This window comes from Yinghuangia sp. ASG 101, from assembly GCF_021165735.1.
Taxonomy (GTDB): Bacteria; Actinomycetota; Actinomycetes; order Streptomycetales; family Streptomycetaceae; genus Yinghuangia.
The window spans coordinates 1,704,727-1,725,081 of record NZ_CP088911.1; the positions used below are offsets into that span (position 1 = coordinate 1,704,727).

At 69.5% G+C, this 20,355-nt stretch carries 19 protein-coding genes; 7 read left to right on the forward strand and 12 right to left on the reverse strand.

Going from position 1 to position 20,355, the window contains the following annotated elements:
• Positions 1-244: 244 nt before the first annotated feature.
• Positions 245-661 (forward strand): Zn-ribbon domain-containing OB-fold protein, encoded by a 417-nt coding sequence (locus tag LO772_RS07010; protein ID WP_231777501.1) that lies wholly within the window; start codon positions 245-247, stop codon positions 659-661.
• Positions 662-691: 30 nt separating this feature from the next.
• Positions 692-1,834, forward strand: coding sequence for a thiolase family protein (locus tag LO772_RS07015; RefSeq protein ID WP_231777502.1), 1,143 nt, complete (start codon positions 692-694; stop codon positions 1,832-1,834).
• A 355-nt stretch (positions 1,835-2,189) separates the two neighbouring features.
• Here LO772_RS07015 and LO772_RS07020 read toward each other — a convergent pair whose 3' ends face one another.
• From LO772_RS07020 to LO772_RS07030, 3 genes are all read right to left on the reverse strand, one after another.
• The gene (locus tag LO772_RS07020) at positions 2,190-3,662 is read right to left on the reverse strand and encodes an acyl-CoA reductase (RefSeq protein ID WP_231777503.1); all 1,473 of its coding nucleotides are present in this window, start codon (positions 3,660-3,662) and stop codon (positions 2,190-2,192) included.
• Between the two features lie 33 nt (positions 3,663-3,695).
• Positions 3,696-5,096 carry a hypothetical protein gene (locus LO772_RS07025; RefSeq protein WP_231777504.1) on the reverse strand — a complete coding sequence of 467 codons (1,401 nt, stop codon included), beginning with the start codon at positions 5,094-5,096 and terminating at the stop codon, positions 3,696-3,698.
• Between the two features lie 63 nt (positions 5,097-5,159).
• Entirely contained in the window at positions 5,160-5,330 is a 171-nt protein-coding gene (locus tag LO772_RS07030) for a hypothetical protein (RefSeq protein WP_231777505.1), read from the reverse strand.
• Between the two features lie 21 nt (positions 5,331-5,351).
• Between LO772_RS07030 and LO772_RS07035 the strand changes: the two genes are divergently transcribed.
• From LO772_RS07035 to LO772_RS07045, 3 genes are all read left to right on the forward strand, one after another.
• Positions 5,352-5,582 carry a hypothetical protein gene (locus LO772_RS07035; RefSeq protein WP_231777506.1) on the forward strand — a complete coding sequence of 77 codons (231 nt, stop codon included), beginning with the start codon at positions 5,352-5,354 and terminating at the stop codon, positions 5,580-5,582.
• 795 nt (positions 5,583-6,377) lie between these two features.
• Positions 6,378-7,205 carry a helix-turn-helix domain-containing protein gene (locus tag LO772_RS07040; protein WP_231777507.1) on the forward strand — a complete coding sequence of 276 codons (828 nt, stop codon included), beginning with the start codon at positions 6,378-6,380 and terminating at the stop codon, positions 7,203-7,205.
• Positions 7,202-7,393 (forward strand): DUF397 domain-containing protein, encoded by a 192-nt coding sequence (locus LO772_RS07045; RefSeq protein ID WP_231777508.1) that lies wholly within the window; start codon positions 7,202-7,204, stop codon positions 7,391-7,393. Before LO772_RS07040 ends, LO772_RS07045 begins: the two co-directional genes overlap by 4 nt.
• A gap of 297 nt (positions 7,394-7,690) precedes the next feature.
• Here the strand turns inward: LO772_RS07045 and LO772_RS07050 are convergent, their stop codons facing one another.
• The 9 genes from LO772_RS07050 to LO772_RS07090 form a co-directional block, all read right to left on the reverse strand.
• A complete protein-coding gene (locus tag LO772_RS07050; RefSeq protein WP_231777509.1) occupies positions 7,691-8,416 on the reverse strand; it encodes an ABC transporter substrate-binding protein in 726 nt (241 codons plus the stop codon).
• Between the two features lie 171 nt (positions 8,417-8,587).
• Positions 8,588-9,307, reverse strand: a complete 720-nt coding sequence (locus LO772_RS07055; RefSeq protein ID WP_231777510.1) for a 3'(2'),5'-bisphosphate nucleotidase CysQ — start codon at positions 9,305-9,307, stop codon at positions 8,588-8,590.
• Positions 9,308-9,310: 3 nt separating this feature from the next.
• Positions 9,311-11,233 carry a sulfate adenylyltransferase subunit CysN gene (cysN, locus tag LO772_RS07060; RefSeq protein ID WP_269453167.1) on the reverse strand — a complete coding sequence of 641 codons (1,923 nt, stop codon included), beginning with the start codon at positions 11,231-11,233 and terminating at the stop codon, positions 9,311-9,313.
• A complete protein-coding gene (cysD, locus tag LO772_RS07065) occupies positions 11,233-12,165 on the reverse strand; it encodes a sulfate adenylyltransferase subunit CysD (protein WP_231777511.1) in 933 nt (310 codons plus the stop codon). The genes cysN and cysD overlap by 1 nt, the downstream gene beginning before the upstream one ends.
• Before the next feature lie 29 nt (positions 12,166-12,194).
• Positions 12,195-13,229 carry a zinc-dependent alcohol dehydrogenase gene (locus LO772_RS07070; RefSeq protein WP_231777512.1) on the reverse strand — a complete coding sequence of 345 codons (1,035 nt, stop codon included), beginning with the start codon at positions 13,227-13,229 and terminating at the stop codon, positions 12,195-12,197.
• Positions 13,226-14,014, reverse strand: coding sequence for a sugar phosphate isomerase/epimerase family protein (locus LO772_RS07075; RefSeq protein ID WP_231777513.1), 789 nt, complete (start codon positions 14,012-14,014; stop codon positions 13,226-13,228). Before LO772_RS07075 ends, LO772_RS07070 begins: the two co-directional genes overlap by 4 nt.
• A complete protein-coding gene (locus LO772_RS07080; RefSeq protein WP_231777514.1) occupies positions 14,011-15,237 on the reverse strand; it encodes an MBL fold metallo-hydrolase in 1,227 nt (408 codons plus the stop codon). The genes LO772_RS07075 and LO772_RS07080 overlap by 4 nt, the downstream gene beginning before the upstream one ends.
• Positions 15,234-16,505 carry a sulfotransferase family protein gene (locus tag LO772_RS07085; protein ID WP_231777515.1) on the reverse strand — a complete coding sequence of 424 codons (1,272 nt, stop codon included), beginning with the start codon at positions 16,503-16,505 and terminating at the stop codon, positions 15,234-15,236. Before LO772_RS07085 ends, LO772_RS07080 begins: the two co-directional genes overlap by 4 nt.
• Positions 16,496-17,302 carry an SDR family NAD(P)-dependent oxidoreductase gene (locus LO772_RS07090; RefSeq protein ID WP_231777516.1) on the reverse strand — a complete coding sequence of 269 codons (807 nt, stop codon included), beginning with the start codon at positions 17,300-17,302 and terminating at the stop codon, positions 16,496-16,498. Before LO772_RS07090 ends, LO772_RS07085 begins: the two co-directional genes overlap by 10 nt.
• A gap of 73 nt (positions 17,303-17,375) precedes the next feature.
• Between LO772_RS07090 and LO772_RS07095 the strand changes: the two genes are divergently transcribed.
• Both LO772_RS07095 and LO772_RS07100 read left to right on the forward strand, forming a co-directional pair.
• A complete protein-coding gene (locus LO772_RS07095; protein WP_231777517.1) occupies positions 17,376-18,290 on the forward strand; it encodes an IclR family transcriptional regulator in 915 nt (304 codons plus the stop codon).
• A gap of 632 nt (positions 18,291-18,922) precedes the next feature.
• Entirely contained in the window at positions 18,923-20,311 is a 1,389-nt protein-coding gene (locus LO772_RS07100) for an ABC transporter substrate-binding protein (RefSeq protein ID WP_231777518.1), read from the forward strand.
• Positions 20,312-20,355: the final 44 nt, after the last annotated feature.

The following is a 20,355-nucleotide window of genomic DNA, read 5'->3' on the forward strand; positions in this document are numbered from 1 at the left end:
CCCGGAGGACGGCCGAAGCACCCGCTCGCACGCGGTCGCTGTGACATCCCGCACCCGCGCGACGCGGCCCGCGAAACAACGCGCGACAAGGCGCCGTTTTGCCTGGTATTGGCCGCATTAAGCGCTGTTTACATCGCAAGCGAGAGTGCTGTATACATCTCAAGAGAATCATATTTCCACCATGGTTGGCCCAGCCTCTCGCGGGTCCGCCCGTCGACGAGCGAACGAACAATCGGAGGACGGCATGGCCAAGGCGCTCGCGCCCGACGTCTCAACGTGGCCCCAGGACAACCCGCAGCTCGTCGGCAGCCGCTGTGACGCGTGCAGCGCGGTGACGTGGCCGCGGCAGGCCCGCTGTCCGCGGTGCAGCGGCCCGGACATGGCCGACGAGCCGCTGCCGCGCCGGGGCACGCTGGTGGCGTGGACGACGCAGGGCTTCGTGCCGAAGCTGCCGTACGCCGGTGGGGAGACCGCCAAGACCTTCAAGCCGTTCGGCATCGGCTTGGTGCAGCTCGACGACGTGGTCCGGGTGGAGGTCCGCCTGACCACCGCCGACCCGGACCGGCTCAAGATCGGCATGGACCTGGAGCTGACCTTCGTCCCCCTGTACGTCGACGAGGACGGGGAAGAGGTCCTGGTCGCCGCTTTCCAGCCCGCCTGATCCGCCACCACGACTGAGGAGATCGTTGAAATGAGCGACGTTGCGATCATCGGCGTGGGCCTCCACCCGTTCGGCCGCTTTCCCAAGACCGCCATGGAGATGGGCGCCGAGGCCATCGACCTGGCGCTGAAGGACGCGGGCGCGCAGTGGAAGGACATCCAGTTCGGGTTCGGCGGGAGCTACGAGGTCAGCAACCCCGACGCCGTCACCCGCCTGGTCGGCCTGACCGGCATCCCGTTCACGAACGTGTTCAACGCGTGCGCCACCGCGGCCAGCGCGATCCAGCAGACCGCCGAGGCGATCCGCTCGGGCCGGTACGACATCGGCATCGCGGTCGGCATGGACAAGCACCCGCGCGGCGCCTTCACCGACGACCCCAACAAGCTGGGCCTGCCGGACTGGTACGCCGAGAACGGGCAGTTCGTCACCACCAAGTTCTTCGGCATCAAGGCCAACCGCTACTGCCTCGACCACGGCATCTCGCACCGCACCCTCGCGCGCGTGGTCAACAAGGCCCTGCGCAACGGTGAGGTCAACCCGAACGCCTTCCGCCGCAAGCCGATGGCGGAGGACGACATCCTGAACTCGCAGATGCTGAACTACCCGCTGACGCAGTACATGTTCTGCTCGCCGGACGAGGGCGCCGCGGCGGTCGTCATGTGCAGCGCGGAGGTCGCGCGCCGCTTCACCACCACGCCGGTCTGGTACCGCTCCAGCGCGATCCGCACCCGCCGCTACGGCGCGTACGAGGTCCACGCCACCTGGGCCGCGGTCGACGAGGACGTGTCGCCGACGGTGTACGCCGCCAAGGCCGCGTACGAGGCCGCGGGCATCGGCCCCGAGGACGTCGACGTGATCCAGCTCCAGGACACCGACGCCGGCGCCGAGATCATCCACATGGCGGAGAACGGCTTCTGCAAGGACGGCGAGCAGGAGAAGCTGCTCGCCGAGGGCGCCACCGAGATCGGCGGCCGGCTGCCGGTCAACACCGACGGCGGCCTGCTGGCCAACGGCGAGCCGATCGGCGCGTCCGGCACCCGCCAGGTCCACGAGATCGTCCGCCAGCTCCGCGGCCAGGCCGGCGACCGCCAGGTCCCCGGCAACCCCCGCGTCGGCTACACCCACGTCTACGGCGCCCCCGGCACCGCGGCGACGTCGGTACTCAGCCTGTAGGCAGGCGGGATTCGCGTCGGGACAACGAGCCGACCGGGTGCCGCCGCACTCGGGACGGTGTGATCGGTAACCGGGCGCGGGACGAGCCGCGAGGCGGGGCGGGTGTGTGACGGCCCCTCGCCGCTCCTTCCGCGCCCGCGCCCGCGCCCGTGCCCCGTCGCCGCGGCAGCACCGTCACCGGCCGCCCGCGCCGCGACCCCGAACGCCCGCTCCGGCGGGCGCTCGTCGGCGCTCGGGCCCGGCCCGTCCGGGACGCTCGCACACGCAAACCCGTAGGGCCGCCGGACCTGAGTCCGGCGGCCCTACGCGTTCTGGGGGCCTGTCGTGCGTCACCGACCGTACGACGGGCCGGTCGTCAGACCGTCTCGGCGGACTGGTCGATCACCCACCGCACCGAGCGGCGCATGGGCTCGGTGCCGTCGTGCGGCAGGCCGTAGCTCTGGCGCGCGTCGGCCTGCGACTGCATGTGGAAGGACGTGCCGAGCGGGAGGGTGCGCTGCACGCCGCACAACGCGAGGGATTCGCGCAGGCGTTCGCGCAGGGATTCGGGGTGGATGCCGACCGTCTGCGTCTCCTCGCTGACCCACCGGGACACCTGGGTGATGTCGGGGACCGGCACGAGGTTGACGATGCGGTTGTTGAGGCGGTCCGCGAATTCGACCGGTTCGTCGGCGGTGCGCGAGACCACGACGCCGGCGCTGGAGGTGTCGCCGATGACGCGGTAGAACTCGTCGTCCAGTGACAGCGCCCGCAGTTCGTCCTCCAGATCGGGGTCGGGGCGCTTGGGCGCGGTGGACTCGTGCGGCGGCAGGCCGAGGAAGGCCTGGTGGACCGCGTGGCCGAACTCCTCCAGACGGGCGAGGTCTTCCTCGGTGTCGTCGCATTCGACGTACACGACGCGGGTGCTGGAGCACGCGGTCTGGTTCATGCGTCCGGCCATGAGCGCGACGCCGAGGGCCGGTTCGGCCATCGCGGCCGGGCTCTCCAACGCCTCGCGGCCGACGATGGAGATCGACAACTTCGGGTTGAGCGCGATGAGTTCGATCCCCGGCACCAGGTACTTCTGGATGTGCGTCATCGACGCCATGCCGCCCCACGCCGTGAGCTTCTCGATCCGGGACGGGCGGATGATGCGGCGTTCGATCTCCTCGTCGCCGCCCTTCCAGTACGCGGCGGACAGGTGCCGCGTGACCGGGTGGTCGGGGTCGAGGTCGATCATCGTGCGCAGGATCGCCGGGGCGGTGAACGGGTCGTTCGACGGCGTCTTGATCAGGCAGTCGCCCTTGGTCAGGGCGGCACCGACCACCGTCAGCGCGGCCGTGATGGGTACGTTGCCGGCGATGATGTGGAGCTGCCGGGTGCCGATCGCGCGGATGCGGATGGTCGACGCGCCCGGGCTGCCCTGCTCGACCCAGCCGTCGAGGTAGTTCTTGCCGATCATGCGGTCGACCCGGCCGCTGAGCCGGTCGCGGTCGAACATGCCGGGGAACTGCTCGTACACCGGCCGCAGGACGGACGGGGTCATCTCCCCCGCCTCAAGGGCGAGTTCGAACGCCGTCCGCATGAGCGGGTTCTTGTCGATGTGCAGGCGCGGGCCCAACTCGGCGAGGAAATCGATGATTTCGTCGATCGGGGTGTCGTGCAGGTCGCGCAGCCCGTCGGGGTTCGCCAGCACGAGCCGGTCGGCGTACTTGTGCGGGTCGGGTTGCCGGAACCGCGCGCCGGACCGGCCGCCGAACTCGATGGCGTCGTCGCCGGGTTCGATGATCCGCCCGCGGATGATGAGGGGAATGTCGAGGACCTGCGCCTCGGATGCCGTTGTGGCCACTGTGTCTTCGGCTCCTTGTGTCGATTCCGCCGGTCAGGTCCCGCTGACGAAGTCCATGAAGTCGCCGTACGCCTTCGCGGTGCCGGCGCAGGTGATCTTGTCGTCGCCGCCTTCGAGTTCCGAGAACCGCGCGATGTCGCCGGTGATGCGCGGGCCGCCCCAGCCGCACGCGCAGTCGCCGTCCCAGTGGATGGTGACGCGGTCGCCGGAGATGAAGCCGCCCCAGTACGTCTCGGCGAGCAGGTCGAACAGCGCCAGGCGGCCGGTGTGCACACCCTGCCGGGGCACGGGCACGGCGTTCTCGTCGAGCACGATCGGGACGGTGAAGGGCGGGAAGTGGTAGTGGTCCGCGGCGCACTTCGGGGCGGTGCCCATGCACTCGGACATGCCGTACATGCTGCGGATCCGGTCGATGCCGAAGAAGTCGGTCAGCAGCTTCTCCCAGTCGGCGGGGGCGTCCTTGTAGCCCTTCATGCCGCCGCCCGCCATGAGGATGGAGTCGGGCGCGAACTCGCACACGACGCCGTTCTCGCGGCCCTTCAGCGCCAGGCGCACGAGGTCGGCGGAGGTGCCGCCGATGCGGACCCGCTGCCCCCGGAACTCCTCGGCCAGCGTGGCGAACCAGCGTTGGAGGTCGTCGTCGCGGTGCCGGCTCGCCTCGATCAGCTGGGCGCGTTCCTCCAGCAGGGCCGGGTCGATCTGCAACCGGTCGAGTTCGCCGCGCTCTTCGGCGGCCTGGAGGCGGCCGGCGAGGGAGAGCAGGTCGGACGAGAGCGGGTAGTCGTACAGCATGTGGCGGGTCTCCTCGCCGCCGGCCTGCGCGCGGCCGAAGAGCAGGCCCATCTTCGTCATCATCTGGTGGCCGGAGCGGTAACCCGCCGAGAACGTCGGGAGTTTGACCACCCGCGTGTCGATGCCGACCGCGGCGTGCATCGCCTCGAAGTACGCGTTCTTCCAGGCCGGCCACTCCGCCTGCGAGCGGGGGATGAAGCTCAACTTGCCCGTCGTGCCCGTCGAGTGGCCGATGATCATGCCGTGCTCGTCGAGCCGGGAGAGCCACGCGTCGACCGAGTTCACGCCGTCCAGCGGCACGTCGGTGACGGTGTTCGCGGTGAGGCGCTGGAGCCACGCGGTCAGCCGGGCGAACCGGCGCTTCTCGATGAGGCTCAGCGGATAGCTCTTGTAGACCCGGTGGTCGAACAGGAGCGGGACGACGTCGTCGACGCCGGTGATCCGCTCGACGCCCTGGCGCTCCGCGAGCTTGCCCAGGGCCTCGATCCTCGGCAGGAGGTCGTCGAAGCGCCGTACGAGCGCGGCCTGTTGCGCGGCCTCGACCTCTTCGCGCGGCAGCGCGAACAACTCCTCGAACGGATGCCGCGTCCATCCCGCGACGTCCCCCGGGTCCAGTGACGTGACCGGTGCGGTGGTGCCCATGACCACTCCCTCTGTGCTTGGTGATGTCCCCGATCAAGAAATATACGCAGTCGTATACTTAGGTCAAGAGGCCGCGGGAATCTCCGAGGAGCCATCCATCCCACGGGCGCCGCCGCCCTCGGCCGCCCACCGTGCGCGTTCGGCGACGGTCGCGGCGATGACCCAGGCGGCCCAGCCGTCGATGTGCTCCCACAGCAGCCGGCGGGTGCCCGCGAAGTTGTGCATGTGGCCCATGCGCGGGCAGGGTCCGGCGCGGTGTACGACCTGTACTGCCTGTACTTCGAGGCCCGCGACCACGACGACGCCACGGACAGGTCGACCAGGCGAGGCATGCGCGTCCTCGGCCGGGGTGTGGAACTGAACTACAGCGTCGAGTACGTCGACATCACGGCAGACGCCGTCACGTTACTGACCGAGGCCGACCGGTTCATCCCCGACGACGTGCGCGATGCCCGGCTATGCAGGGCCCTCGTCGAAACCGTCTAGCGCGGTGACCACGGACGTACGCCGGGTACGGTCACGCGCCGCTGCGTCTCGGGGGCGTCGCCGGCTTCGCCGCGGACTTGGGCGCGTTCGCGGCGGCAGATGGGCTCGTAGTGCCGGACGCGGTCACCGTCCTGTACGGATTGTGGGTGGGGAACGCGGGCAAATCCCGGTGTGCGCTCGGTGTTTCCCCCGACCGCGCATGTCGAATTCCGTGGGGCCTGGATGGCAGTGGTGGTGCGTCGGTGGGGTGATTGGTTGGGGAATGGTGATGGGGGTTGTGGGTGGGGCCGGGGAGTGGGACGGCTGTGTGGGGGACGAGCCACCAGGCGCGGGAGTAGTCGATTTCGCGTCGGACGAAACGGCGTATGGCGATCTCGAACAAGCGGGCGTCGCGCATGCGTTCGCAGTGGCTCGTGACGGTCTCGCGTACCCGGTAGTGGAGCATGCGTGCGTGGACGATGCCTCGCTTCCGGGCGAAGGCCGCGTGGGTGGCGTCCGTTCCCCACACGACGAGGACGACGAGAGGTGGCATGAACGGCCTTGTGGGTCGCGCGAGTTGGCTGAGGAAGATGGCCACGCCCGATGACGGCACGTCACGTCGCGCGGGGTGTGTGACGTCCGTGCCGTGGTGTTCGTCGTCTGCCGCGTGCATGCCGGGCCTTCCGTCGTCCGCGCTGTGCGCATTCACGTTTCGTGCTCACAGCGTGACTGTCCGGTCGTACCCTTGGGAGTGACGGCCCGTCCCCGAAAGTGGCGGGATTACGTCCCATGACGCGGCGGGTGAAGGGGGAACGCATGGCACGCTTTCGGGCGAACGATCGGGGTGACGGGGCGAAACGCCGCCACCGCTATGGGCAGGCCATCCGTGCCCAGCGCGAGCGACGCGGCATGAGCGTGGCCGATGCGGCGGATGTGTTCGGGTACTCGACCTCGGCGTGGTCGCGGTACGAGAACGGGAGTCCGATCCCCGTCGGATTGCCCGCTCGGCTGGACGAAATGTTCGGTACGCAAGGGATGTTCGCGGTGCTGTGGGAGGTGGTCAAAGACGAGACACACCCCGACCGCTACCAGGACTACATGCGCGAGGAAGCTCGCGCGCTGGAGATCTTCGAGTACGCGCCGTACAGGATCCCCGGACTGCTTCAGACGTCGGCGTACGCAAACGCGGTTTACGCGGCGGCAGCCCCCGAAGCGACTGCCGAGGAGATCGATTGGAAGGTGGCGCTTCGGCTGGGGCGACAAGATCGGCTGAAGGGCGATGATCCGCCGTTCATGTCCGTCGTCCTCGATGAAGCCGTGATCCGCCGGACGGTCGGGGGACCAAAGGTGATGCGTGATCAGCTCGCGTCTCTGCTCCCGCTTGTCGACACCTCGCGGTCGGTGCTGCAGATCGCACCGTTCACCCGCGGGGAACGCGGCGCCCTGAGTGGGCCGTTGATCCTGTTGACGCTGCCCGATCTTGGTCGAATGGCCTACCTCGAAGGTATCTCCAACGGTCAGATTCTCGACGATCCTGCTGCTGTGCGTGCTCATCAGCGGGCCTACGATCGGGTACGCGCTGAAGCCCTGACGCCAGGGGAAACGGCTGACCTGATCATGGCGGCGATCAAGGAGTGCGAATGACGCGGACAACGCCAGGTGCATGGCGGAAGTCGTCCTACAGCAACGACGATGGCGGCGCCTGCGTCGAAGTGGCCCGCGGCTGCCCGGATTTCGTTCCGGTGCGCGACAGCAAGGACGTCGCCCGAGGGCACTTCGTCGTGCCGGCCTCGTCCTGGTCGGTCCTGACGGCGTCCGTCAAGAAGGCCTGAGCACACGAGCCCGCGAGGTGTCACCAGGCCGAATCGGCCTGGTGACACCTCGACTTGGGGACGTCCCCGTGAGGCCCACGCGCAGGCCGGTTGCAGCGGGCAAGCGGCCTACGGATGCTCCGGAAGTCGGCCGGGCTCTTTCCGACGTCCGCGAGGGTCAGCGGTCTGGTGTACGTGCCGGTCAGCTTCTGTGCGGGGGCGTCGCAGCGGAAGGCACCGTCGGTGTCGGGTTTGCAGTCGGTCGGCTTCCAGCCCCCGGGCGTGGCCGTCTCGACGTTGAAGCAGGCCGCGGGGAGATCAGAGCCGGTGGTCCTTCGGCTGGGCGTACGGCGTCCAGTCGGAGACACCCGCCGTCGGATAGGCGTCGCTGTAGACGACCGAACCGCCGACCGCCTTGAGGCCTTCCTCCGCCTTCGATCCGTTGATCTTGGTGGACGGGGAGTCGCCGACGATGATGCCGAGCGAACCGGCCGACCCCGGATAGCCCTCCTTCAACAGCCAGTTGTCGTAGCCGGCGAACCGGTTGTACGACGGGCCGCCGTGGACCGGATACACCTGGAGATCGGAGCCGTCGTTCTCCAGGAGGACGGTCTGCGCGGGGAACTCCGGCAACAGGCGACCCAGGCGCTCTTTCGTGCCGTTGCCGTCCAGGGCCGCACCGCCGCCGACCAGCGCGAAGTCCTCGCGACACGCCTCGGTCATACGCTGACGGACCTTGAGCAGCTTGGTGTCACGTGTTTCGGCGACCAGCTCGCGGCCGTTGACTCCCCCGGCGTCGTTGCACCACGACGTGAACACCTTGGCGGCATCGACGAATTCGGAGTTCTTGGTGAACCCGACGTCCGAGAAGACGCCGACCTTGATCGCGTCGTCGGTGACTCCCCGGGCCGGGGAACCTTTCGGCTCACCGGCCCGGCAGACGTCCTTCAGATCCCCGAAGTCCCCTGTTACGGACGCGGGTTGCGTGGTGAGCCGCCACGGGCGTCCCCGGAGCCGGACGTCTCGCCGCCCCGATCGGCGCACCCCGCCGCGAGCAAGGCGAGGGCCACGGCCGGGGCGGCGAGGGTTCTGGGGCCTTTCACGAGGCGCTGCTCTTTCCACGTTCGATCCCCGTCACGGCGGTTGCGAGGCATGCCGGGATGGCTTCACGGCGGTCGGCACCATGAAGAATCGTTTGTGCGGGTGAATCGGGGGTCAGTCGATGTCCCGGAGTGCGCCGAGGACTGTGTGGGTGAGTTCGGGGCGGCAGATGAGGAGGTCGGGGAGGTAGGGGTTGGGTTGGTTGTAGTGGAGGGGTGTGCCGTCGAGGCGGGAGACGTGGAGGCCGGCGGCTGCGGCGACGGCGACGGGGGCGCAGGAGTCCCATTCGTATTGGCCGCCGGAGTGGGCGTAGACGTCGACGTCGCCGCGGATGACGGCCATGGCTTTCGCGCCGGCGGAGCCCATCGGGACGAGGGTGGCGTCGAGGTGGGTGGCGAGGTGGTCGGTGCACGCGGGTGGGCGGGTGCGGGAGACCGCGAGGCGGACGGGGCCGGGGACGGGGGCGGCGAGTTTGGGTGGCTCTCCGGTGTGCAGGACGAGGTCGGCGGCGGGGAGGGCGACGGCTCCGACCGCGGGTGTTCCGTTGATGGTGAGGGCGACGTGGACGGCCCAGTCGTCGCGGGGTGGTTCGCCGTATTCGCGGGTGCCGTCGAGGGGGTCGACGATCCAGACGCGGTCGTGGGTCAGGCGGATTTTGTCGTCGGCGCTTTCCTCGGACAGGATCGCGTCGTCGGGGCGGGCGTGGGCGAGGAGGCGCAGGAGGAGTTCGTTGGATTCCCGGTCGCCTTGTCTGCCGCCTCCGGGGGTGCGGATTTTGCGCAGGAGGGCGCCCGCTTGTGCCGCGACGGCGGCGGCGAGGGTGTGGTCGTCCATGGCTCAGGCTCCCGTCGGCGGCGCGAGATAGCCGGCATCGCGCAGGTGGGAAACCACCTGGGCGGCGGCTTCCTCGGCGGTGTGGGTGCCGCTCGCGTCGATGCGCAGTTCGGGGTTCTCGGGGGGTTCGTAGGGGGAGTCGATGCCGGTGAAGTTGGTGATCTCGCCGCGTCGGGCTTTGGCGTACAGGCCCTTGCGGTCGCGGGATTCGGCGACGGAGAGGGGGGTGTCGACGTGGATCTCGATGAATTCGCCGTCGTCGAGGAGTTCGCGCGCGAGGCGGCGTTCGGCGCGGAAGGGGGAGATGAAGGAGGCGAGGACGATGGTGCCGGCGTCGACCATGAGGCGGGCGACCTCGGTGACGCGGCGGATGTTCTCGACGCGGTCGGCGTCGGTGAACCCGAGGTCCTTGTTGAGGCCGTGGCGGACGTTGTCCCCGTCGAGGAGGTAGGTGTGGAACCCCTCGGCGTGGAGGCGTTGTTCGACCAGGTTCGCGATCGTCGACTTGCCCGCCCCGGACAGGCCGGTGAACCACAGCACCGCGGGTTTCTGCCCCTTCAGCGTTGCGCGGGCGGTCTTGTCGACGTCGACGGCCTGCCAGTGCACGTTGTCCGCGCGGCGCAGCGCGAAGTGGAGGAGTCCGGCGGCGACGGTGGTGTTGGTGAACCGGTCGATGAGGATGAATCCGCCCATGTCCCGGTTGACCGTGTACGGGTCGAACGGCACGGGCCGGTCGAGGTGGAGGTTGCACACGCCGATCTCGTTCAGCTCCAGCGTCCGCGCCGCGGTGTGTTCGAGGGTGTTGACGTTGACCGTGTACTTGGGCCGCGCCACCGTCGCACCGACCGTGCGGGTGCCGAGTTTGAGGAGGTACGAGCGTCCCGGGAGCAGGGGCTCGTCGCTCATCCACACCAAGTGGCATTCGAACTGGTCGGCCACACCGGGAGGTTCGGACGCGCCGGCGATCACGTCGCCGCGGCTGACGTCGATCTCGTCGGCGAGGGTGAGCGTCACCGACTGCCCGGCCACCGCCTGGTCGAGGTCCCCGTCGTGCGTGACGACGCGGGCGACCCTCGACTCACGCCCGGAGGGCAACACCCGTATCGCGTCCCCGGGTTGGACGGTCCCGCCGGCGATCTGGCCGGAGAACCCGCGGAAGTCCAGGTCGGGGCGGTTGACCCACTGCACCGGCAACCGGAACGGGCCGGTCGCGGCGTCGTCGGCGATCTCGACGGTCTCCAGGTGCTCGATCAGCGACGGCCCGGTGTACCAGGGGGTGTTGGGGCCGGCCTCGGTGATGTTGTCGCCGCGCAGCGCCGACATCGGGATGCACGTGATGTCGGTCAGGCCGACCTGGGCGGCGAACGCGCGGTAGTCGGCCTCGATCCGATCGAAGACCTCCTGTGAGTAGTCGACGAGGTCGAGTTTGTTGACCGCGACGACGACGTGCCGGATCCCGAGGAGGGAGACGAGGTGGCTGTGGCGGCGGGTCTGCGTCAGCACGCCCTTGCGCGCGTCGATCAGGATCACCGCGAGGTCGGCCGTGGACGCGCCGGTGACCATGTTGCGGGTGTACTGCTCGTGCCCGGGGGTGTCCGCGACGATGAACTTGCGCCGCTCGGTGGAGAAGAACCGGTACGCGACATCGATCGTGATGCCCTGCTCCCGCTCCGCCGCCAAACCGTCCACCAGCAAGGCGAAGTCCAACTCGCCGCCCTGGGTGCCGACCGTCCTCGAGTCGGCCTCCAACGCCGCCAAGTGGTCGGAGAACACCAGTTTGGAGTCGTAGAGCAGGCGTCCGATCAGGGTGGACTTGCCGTCGTCGACGCTGCCGCACGTGATGAACCGCAGCATCGACTTGCGCTCATGACGGCGCAGGTACTCCTCGATATCGCTCGCGACCAGGTCGTTCGTGGTGTGCGCCATCAGAAGTACCCCTCCTGCTTCTTCTTCTCCATGGACCCGGACGAGTCGTGGTCGATGACGCGGCCCTCGCGCTCCGAACTCGTCGTCAGCAACATCTCCCGCACGATCCCCGTCAGCGTGTCCGCCTCCGACTCCACCGCACCCGTCAGCGGGTAGCAGCCCAGCGTCCGGAACCTGACACTGCGCCGCTCGGGCACCTCCCCCGGCTTGAGCGGCATCCGGTCGTCGTCCACCATGATCAGCGCCCCGTCCCGCTCCACCACCGGCCGCGGGGCCGCGAAGTACAGCGGCACGATCGGTATCCGCTCGCGGTGGATGTACTGCCACACGTCCAGCTCGGTCCAGTTCGACAGCGGGAACACCCGCAGCGACTCGCCCTGCTGCTTGCGCGCGTTGTACAGCCGCCACAACTCCGGCCGCTGCTGCCTCGGATCCCACCGGTGCTGCGTCGACCGCACCGAGAACACCCGCTCCTTCGCCCGCGACTTCTCCTCGTCCCGCCGCGCACCCCCGAACGCCAGGTCGAAGCCGTGCAGGTCCAAGGCCTGCTTCAGGCCCTCGGTCTTCCACATGTCGGTGTGCGTCGCCGAGCCGTGGTCGAACGGGTTGATCCCCCGCTCCACACACTCCGGATTCCGGTACACCAGCAAATCCACGCCCAGTTCGGCGACGACCTTGTCCCGGAACTCGTACATCGCCCGGAACTTCCACGTCGTATCCACATGCAGCAACGGAAACGGCGGCTTCGACGGATGAAACGCCTTCATCGCCAGATGCAGCATCACCGCACTGTCCTTGCCGACCGAATACAACATCACCGGCCGCTCCGCCTCCGAGACCGCCTCCCGGAAAATCTGAATACTCTCCGCCTCAAGACGCTCAAGATGGGTCAGCGCCGTCGAGCGCGGTGTACGTATGGTTTGAGATGCCATGGGGTCAGTAGTCCCATCGTTTCGGCGGCTCAGGTGAGCCGGAGTGCGACGCGGACCGAGTCGCGGCCGGGCGTCTTACGGGTCAGCAGGGCGAAGGCGTCCTCGAATCGTTCGAGGGGGAAGGCGTCGCCGAGGAGTTCGGCGGTCGGGACCTTGCCCTCGTTGATGAGGGCGACGGCACCCGCCGTGTCGAGCCCGGCGCCGGGGTGGAGGGTGATGCGCCGGGTGGGGATCCAGTCGCTGTGGAAGCCCTCCAGCGGGCGGTCCTTCATTCCGGCGACGACGACGTGGCCGCCCTTGTGGACGAGGTCCATCGCCAGGTTCAGCGTGATCGGGTGGCCCGCGGCGGCGTCGATGACGACGTCGGCCATCGCGTTCCCGGTGATCGCGCGGACGCGCTCGACGGGGTCCTCGGCGTCGACGTCGATCACGTGGTCGGCGCCGACCTTGAGTGCCGCGTCGAGACGGAACCGGTCCTGGGCTTTCCCGGTCACGATGACGGTCGACGCCCCGGCGGCACGCGCGGCGACGATGGTCGCCATGCCCATGTGCCCGGGGCCTTCGATGACCACGACGTCGTCCCGGCGCACGGGGGCCACCCAGGTGACCGCGCAGCTGAGGGGTTCGAAGACCGTCAGCTCTTCGGCGGGCAGGTCCTCGCGGATGCGGAACACCTCGGAACCGGGCAGGAGTTCGAGGTGTTCCGCGAAGCCGCCGCCCAGGCCCGAGCCTTCGTCGACGGAGAAGTCGTGGCCGTAGATGCGGTTTCCGTCGGGGGTGATGAGGAGTTCGCGGACGGCGACCCGGTCGCCCTCGGCAACGCCCCACGCGCGGGCGGTGGCGGCGTCGATCCTGTCGATGCGGCCGACGATCTCGTGTCCGGCGATCGAGGGGAACGCGCCGCCGAACGACGTGTGGACGTGGCCGCGGAAGTGGTCGATGTCGCTGTGGCACAGGCCCGTCGCCTCGACGCGGAGAATGGCGCCGCCCGGCTGCGGATCGGGGACGGGCAGGTCGCGCATTTCCCACGTCTCGTCGCCGTTGAACACGATGGCGCGGCTCATCCCACAACCTCCTGAAGCAGCTTGTGTGTTCGCTCGACGGCGCGCCGCGTGGCGCTGCTGTGGCCTTCCTCGTCGACGCGGGGGCCGACGATCTCGATCTCGACGGCGCCCGGGTAGCCGGTGTCCAATGCGGCGCGCACGAAGGCGGCGAGGTCGAGTTCGCCGTCGCCCGGGACGGCGCGGCCGAGTGTTCCGGGGACGGCGTCGGCGATCTGGACGACGGCGATATCGCCGCCCGCGCTCCGGATGACCCCGTGCAGGTCGGGTTCCCGCCAGCAGTTGCCGAGGTCGGTGATGACGCCGATGCCGGCGCGGCGGGCGACGGTGATGCCGCCCGCGAGGGTGTTGACGAACGACCGGTCCACGCGCAGCGTCGGTTCGATGGCGATGCGGACGCCGCGTGCCTCGGCGTACGCGAGGCACGGTTCGACGGCTTGGGCGAGCACCACGGCGAGTTCGTCGGTGGACCGCCCGTCGCCCGCCCCCGGGGTGAAGTACGGGACGCCGCCGATCTCGGCGGCGACGTCGATCGCGCGGTTGACGAACGCCCTTGTGGTGTCCCAGGTTTCGGGGGCCGCGAGGTCGAAGTTGTGGGTGATGACGCTGGTTCCGGCGATGCCGCGCCGCCGCAACGCGGCGAGGGCGTCGGGGAGTCCGTGGTCCTCCAGCTTCTGCAGGATCAACCCGGCGTTCCGGACCTCGAGTTCGTCCCACAGGGCGAGGTCCTCGGCGAACGTCCACGGGTGGGTACACATCGCGCTCACCGACAACCGCGGGTGGGTCACGACAGTTGCTCCTTGAGGTCGCGGATCGCGGCTTCCAGCCACCGGACCTCGCTGAAGTTCTCGCGTCCGCTGCGTTCCAGGAGGAGTTCGTGGGCGCCGAGTTTGACGGCGAGTGCGGCGCGGTCGTCAGGGGTTTGGGCCAGCACCAGTTCGGCGAGGTGCAGGGACTCGACGGGGCGACCGGCCGCGAGGTGCGCCTCGGCCCGCTCGACCAACACGCCTGTGCCACCGGACAGTTCGACCAGCTCCGCACCGAGCGCGGACAGCGGGACGTTGTATAGCTCGGTGGTCGACTCGTAGCGGAACCAGCCCGCGTGCTCCTCCCAGACCGACCGGACGATCCACGGGACCTTGCCGTGCCCTTGGGGGATGTCGAGTTCGGGCGGCAGGGTGATGGTGTCCATCAGTTCCCACAGGCCGGTGCCCGCGTTCATGCCCTCGATGGTCTTCTCGCGCAAGTACGCGGTGGCGTCCCGGATTTGGGTCAGCCTGCGGCGGATCTCGGCGGCGCCGCGCACGGGTTCGCCGTGTCCGGTGATCAGCGTCTCCGGCTCCAGCGCGATCACGCGGTCGACGGACTGCACGAATCGGATGGCGCTGCGGTATTTGTCGCCCCGGATCGTGTAGAGGTTCGGCACGTGCCCGAACAGCGGCCCGGTCATGTTGCCGGTGAACACGGTGCGTTCGTCGGGCAGCCACACCACGAGCGAGTCGGTGGTCTCCCCGCCGGGTGTCGCGTACAGCTCGATGCGCCGCCCACCGAGGGTGAAGGCGTGGCTGTCGAGGAACGTGGTGGTGACCACGGGCTCGGGCGGCTGGTAGGTGGGGTCGACGTCGGTGACGTCGCGGTTCCACAGCCGCCTGCTGCGGCCGGCGTAGAACGGCTGGAGGGTGTGCCAGTACTCGCGCACGTTGGCGTGGTCGGCCTGCGCGATCGTCTCGACGCCGGGCGCGGTGATCTGCGACCAGCCCCCGACGTGGTCGGAGTGGCCCTGCGTGAAGACGATCGCGCGCAGCGGGTTGGCGCTGACCCGGGCGAAGCGCTCCTTGATCTGCGCGGCCTCGAAGTACATGCCGGTGTTGATCAGCAGGTCGCCGTCGGAGGACGTGATCAGGTAGCTGTTGGAGATGCCCTTGGACGCGAAGATCCCGTCGCCGAGGGGCACCGCGTCCTGCGGGCCTTCGCCTTCCTTGACGATGAGGGCGTTGAGCGGCTGCTTCACTTGCTGCCTCCCTTTCCGGTCTCGGGACGGATCCCGACCGTGTCCGTGTAGAACGCGAACCGTTCGCGCAACTCGGCGGTGTCGAGCCCGAAGTCGCCCGCGAGGTCGTAGACCACCCGGCCGCGCCTGCCGCGCGGGTGGGCGGCGATGTACGCCTCGATGTCGGCGGTCGTCTCGCCGGTCACCGGCAGGCCCGCCCGGTCGAGGACGTACGCGGCGGTCTTGACGTCGTCGGCGACCATGTCGGCGAAGTCGACCTCCACCAGCTGGTCGTGCGGGACGAGGTGCCGGTCGCGCAGGTAGCCGCGCAGCATGCGTTCGACGCGGTCGACCCAGTAGTCGACGTGCGCGTCGATGTCGGGGACGCGCTGGCTCGTCTTGAGGGCGAGGCCGCGCATCGTCAGAAGCGAGGTGAGGGTCGCCACCGGGTCGCGGTGGATCATCACGATCGTCGCGTCCGGGTAGGTGGAGACGAGCGGGCCGAGTTGTTCCGCGTGCTGGTTGGATTTGAGCATCCAGCGGCGGTCGTCCGGGAACTGATGGGCGATCAGTTTCAGGACGTCGCGCATGTAGGCGTAGTGCGGCGTCTGGTCGGTGCCGAGGTAGTGGTCGCGGAAGCCGGGTACGCGGGCCATCCACTCCCACTGGTAGCTCGCGAAGTCCGGTATCTGAAGCTCGTTTTCGCCGCACGCGTGGTCGGGCGAGTGCTCGTGCATCGCGGCCATGATCTCGTTGGAGCTGAGGCGCGCCCACCGCTCCTCGGCCCGGGCGTAGCGCGGGTCGGCCCCGCCCGGCCCGGGGTCTTCGTGCGGGTTCGGGGCGGGCTGGGTCGCCAGCCACACGGGCAGGTGCCGCAGGCGGCGGTCGGAGGCGACGAGGTTCTCCAGGTGCGTGCTTCCCGAGCGGGGCAGCGCGATCACGTTGACCGGCCGGTCGATCGGCACGTCGAGGGACGCCGGGTGCGTCGTCCAATAGTGCCGGATGTACAGGCGGTTGGACGCGGCCTTGACGCACTGCTCGACGAACAGCCCCTTGTGGGTCTTCCAGACGTTGTCGTCGGCCTCGACCTCGCGGAGGAGGGCTCCCAGGCGCTCGGTGAAGTCCATCGGGCCGAAGTCGTCCAGGCCTGCCCGGGTCCGGGCGGTGTCGAGCACGTGCTCGACGCTCATGTCGAGCGGCCGCGACTCGGCGGCCTCCAGGGCGGCGCGTTCCTCGGCACCGCGCGTGTCCTCGCGCATGCCCTCGACGCGCAGTGTCCTCACGGCCACAGCGGCACCTCCGACAGGTCGGTCTTGCCGGCGTTGGCCATCCAGCCGCCGTCGATGACGACGAGGTCGCCGGTGTGGAAACGGGAGTAGTCGCTCATGAAGTAGACGCCGATGCCCTCGAAGTCCTCGGCGGTGCCGATCCGGCGCATCGGGGTGTAGTCGCGGATGCGCTGCCCGCGCGGGCTGTCGTCGGGAATCCGCACGGTCTCGGACTTGGTGAGGCCGGGGCACACGACGTTGCTGCGGATGCCGTAGCGGCCGGCCTCGACGGCGATGCCGCGCGACATCGCGGCCATCGCACCCTTCGACGCGTTGTAGTGCTGCATGCCGGGGCTGCCGGTCAGGGCCGACAGGCTGGCGCAGAACAGCAGCGAGCCGCCGGGATCGCCCGCGTCGCACCGGGCCTTCATGTGCCGGGCGCCCTCGCGGGCGACGAGGTACGCGCCGTGCAGGTTCACCGCGAGCAGGCTGTGCCACGCGTCGGTGGTCATGTCGAGGAACGAGCGCTCGTTGCGCATCATCCCGGCGTTCGCGATCACGCCGTCGACGCGGCCCATCTCCTCGGTCGCCTCGGCCATCGCGGCGACCACGCGGGCCTCGTCGGCGACGTCGACCTCCTGGGTCAGGACCCGGCCGCCGAATCCGGCCAGCGACTTCGCGGCCTCCGCGTTCTTCTCCGCCCGGCGACCCCAGATGACGACGTCCCCGCCGGAGCGGGCGATGCCCCGGGCGAAGGCCAGGCCGATTCCGGCGTTTCCACCACTGATGAGGACGACTCGTCCCGCTAGATTGAACATGAGCCATTGCTATAGCAATAGAAGAATTGCAGTCAAGTGGTCGGGCTCGCTGAAATCGGTTAGCCTCTGCCGCATGGCCCGTCCTGCGCCCGCGTCCGTCCGTGCCACGAGCATCGTGTCGTTCCTGACCGCGCATCCGTCGCGGGGCTTCACGATCAGCGAGTTGGTCCGGCATCTGGGGATGAACATCGCGTCGGCGCACGCCACCCTCGCGGTGCTGTGCGACTGCGGGTTCGTCGTGCGCGACCCCGTGCACCGCACCTACGTCCTGGGCCCCGCGCTCGCCGCCACCGGACACGCCGCGCACCAGCAGCACCCCGCCATCGACGCCGCCACCGAGCAGGCCGACCGGCTCGCCGACGAACTCGACGCCGAGGTCGGCGTCACCGCCATCGCCGGACGCGACGTCATCTTCCTCGCCCGCCGCGGACCCGAACCCCTCGCCCCCAGCATCGGCTACCCCGGCGACCGCTCCCCCCTCCTCGCCCCCATCGGCGCCGTCTTCATGGCCTGGGCCGACCACGACACCACCACCGCATGGATCCAACGCGCCGCACTGACCGACGAACTCGCCGCCTACTACCGGGCCGTCCTGGCCGATATCCGCTCGCGCGGGTTCAGCGTCCCGCTGCCTCCGATCGCGTCTCCGGCCATGATCAACGCGATGGCGCGGGTGCGGAGTGAGCCCACCGACGAGGACGCCGTTCAGCGGCTCGCCGAAGTGCTCCAGCGGACCGAGGAGATGCTCGTCCCGCTGGGGAATCTGGACGAGTCCGACGAGATCGTCTTCAAGACCGTGGCCGCCCCGGTCTTCGACCCCATCGGCCGCGTGCTGCTGTCGCTGAGCGTCACCGGCCCCGAGGAGCCGGTCCGCGTCGCCGACGTCCTCGAACTCGGACGCCGCGTGGCCCAGTCCGCCTCCATCGCGACGCGCCGCGCGCGGGGCCGCGTCCCGGTCTCCGAGGCCGACACCCCGCAGGTGAGCTGACCCCGCCCCGGCGCCGGACGCCGGCGAGCGTGATCTCGGGCCCGGACCCCGCGCACCCGCGGGTGACCCACCGGTTGGCCGGACGGTCGACGCGGCGCCCTCGCGTGCCTTTGGCCAGGTCATGTGCCCTCGCCCTTCCCGGCCGCGGTTCTGCAATGGCCGGATCCGTTGACACAAGTTTCATTTCGCTATAACAATGTGCCCGCTTGCTTCCCGAGTCGACACGTTTTGACCGCGACGCACGAGCGATTGCCCGCCGCAGCGCGGGCCCGTGCGGGCCACCAACGAACCGAGCGATTTCCCGACAGCGCGTTCCCGGCACAGCGCTTCACCCAGCTCTTTCGGCACAGCTCTTCCGGCACAGCTCTTCCCGGCCCTCTTCCCGGCACCGCCGGCGGTCGGTCGACCCCGGCACACCGCACAGCCACACACACCCGGACACGCACCGGCCGCGCACGCACGTGACGCGCGGCCCGTTCCCGACCCACGCCATGGAGCCGCGGCGGCCGATTCCGCAGGGAGGCAAGCGAGGCCCCCGAGAGGGGAGACGAGGGCAACCGCCGCCCGGCCCGGCGACGTTCGACCGCACATCCGAAATGCCATCTGTGGGACCAGCTTTGAGGAGGCACCCCATGAGACCGCGGAGAACCCTGGTCGCCGTGCTGGCGACCGCCGCTCTGCTCGCGGCAGGATGCTCGGACCGAGGCGACAACTCCGACTCCGAGTCGGCGTCCGGCTCCACCCAGCAGCAACCGGCCGCGTCAGCCGACTTCGGTGACCTGAAGAACGTCTGTCAGGCCGGCCAGTCGACGAGCGCGCCCGCGCAGGGCGTGACCGCGCGTGAGATCAACGTCGGTGTGTTCAGCGACGTCGGCTTCACCAAGAAGCAGGAATTCCCGGACGCCGCCAAGGTGTTCACCGCGTGGTGCAACGAAGCCGGCGGCATCAACGGGCGCAAGCTCGTCGCGAACATCCGCGACTCGAAGCTGCTGGAGGTCCGGCAGCGGATGAGCGAGGCGTGCCGCGAGGACTTCGCGCTCGTCGGCGGCGGCGCCGCGATGGACAACATGGGGGTCAAGGACCGGCTGTCGTGCCTGCTGCCGGACTTCACCGCCCAGCCCGTGTCGCTGGAGAACGGCGGCTCCGACCTCCAGGTCACGCCGCAGCCCGGCGGTTCGTCGTACGTGATGTACGCCGGCTACTACAACTGGCTGCTCAAGGAGGCCTACCCCGGCTCGGCGAAGGCGATCGGCGTGATCGCCGGTGACTCGCCGACGATGAAGCCGCTGACCGCGATGGCCGACGAGGGGGTCAAGGCCGTCGGCGGCGCGATCACGTACAGCGACCTGTACCCGGCGGCGGGCGTGTCCGACTGGACGCCGTACGCGCAGTCGATCAAGAGCAAGGGCGTCAAGGGCCTGCTGTTCTACGGGTCTTACAGCCAGCTCGCGAAGCTGGAGCAGGCGCTGACGACCGCCGACTACAAGCTCGACTGGATCGACGCCAACAGCAACGCGTACGGCGACGAGTTCATCCAACTCGCCGGGGAGAAGGCACTCACCGGGCAGAACAACGTGGCCGACCTGAGCGGGGTGTACCCGCTGGAGAACGCCGCGCAGAACCCCGCGACGCAGAAGGTCGTCGACCTGTTCGCCAAGTACGCGCCGGGCGCCAAGGTCGGCCTCGGCTCGATCCGGGCGTTCTCGTCCTGGCTGCTGTTCGCCAAGTCGGCCGCGGCGTGCGGCGACAACCTCACCCGCAAGTGCGTCTACGAGGCCGCGCTGAAGGAGACGGCCTGGACCGGCGGCGGTTTGCAGGCGCCGCTCGACCTGTCGCAATCCGACGCCCCGGTCAAGTGCTTCAACGTCGTGGTCGCGTCGCCCGACGGGTGGAAGCCGGCCGACTTCAAGCCCGACAACGGCGCGTACCGCTGCGACGCACCCGCGGTGAAGCTCACGGGCGACTACCCGAAGCCGACGACGCTCGCGGACGTCGGCAAGAGTCTGGACGACGTCAAGTAGGGCGCGGCGCGGCCGGAGGCGGCCACGTCGGACGCCTCCGGCCG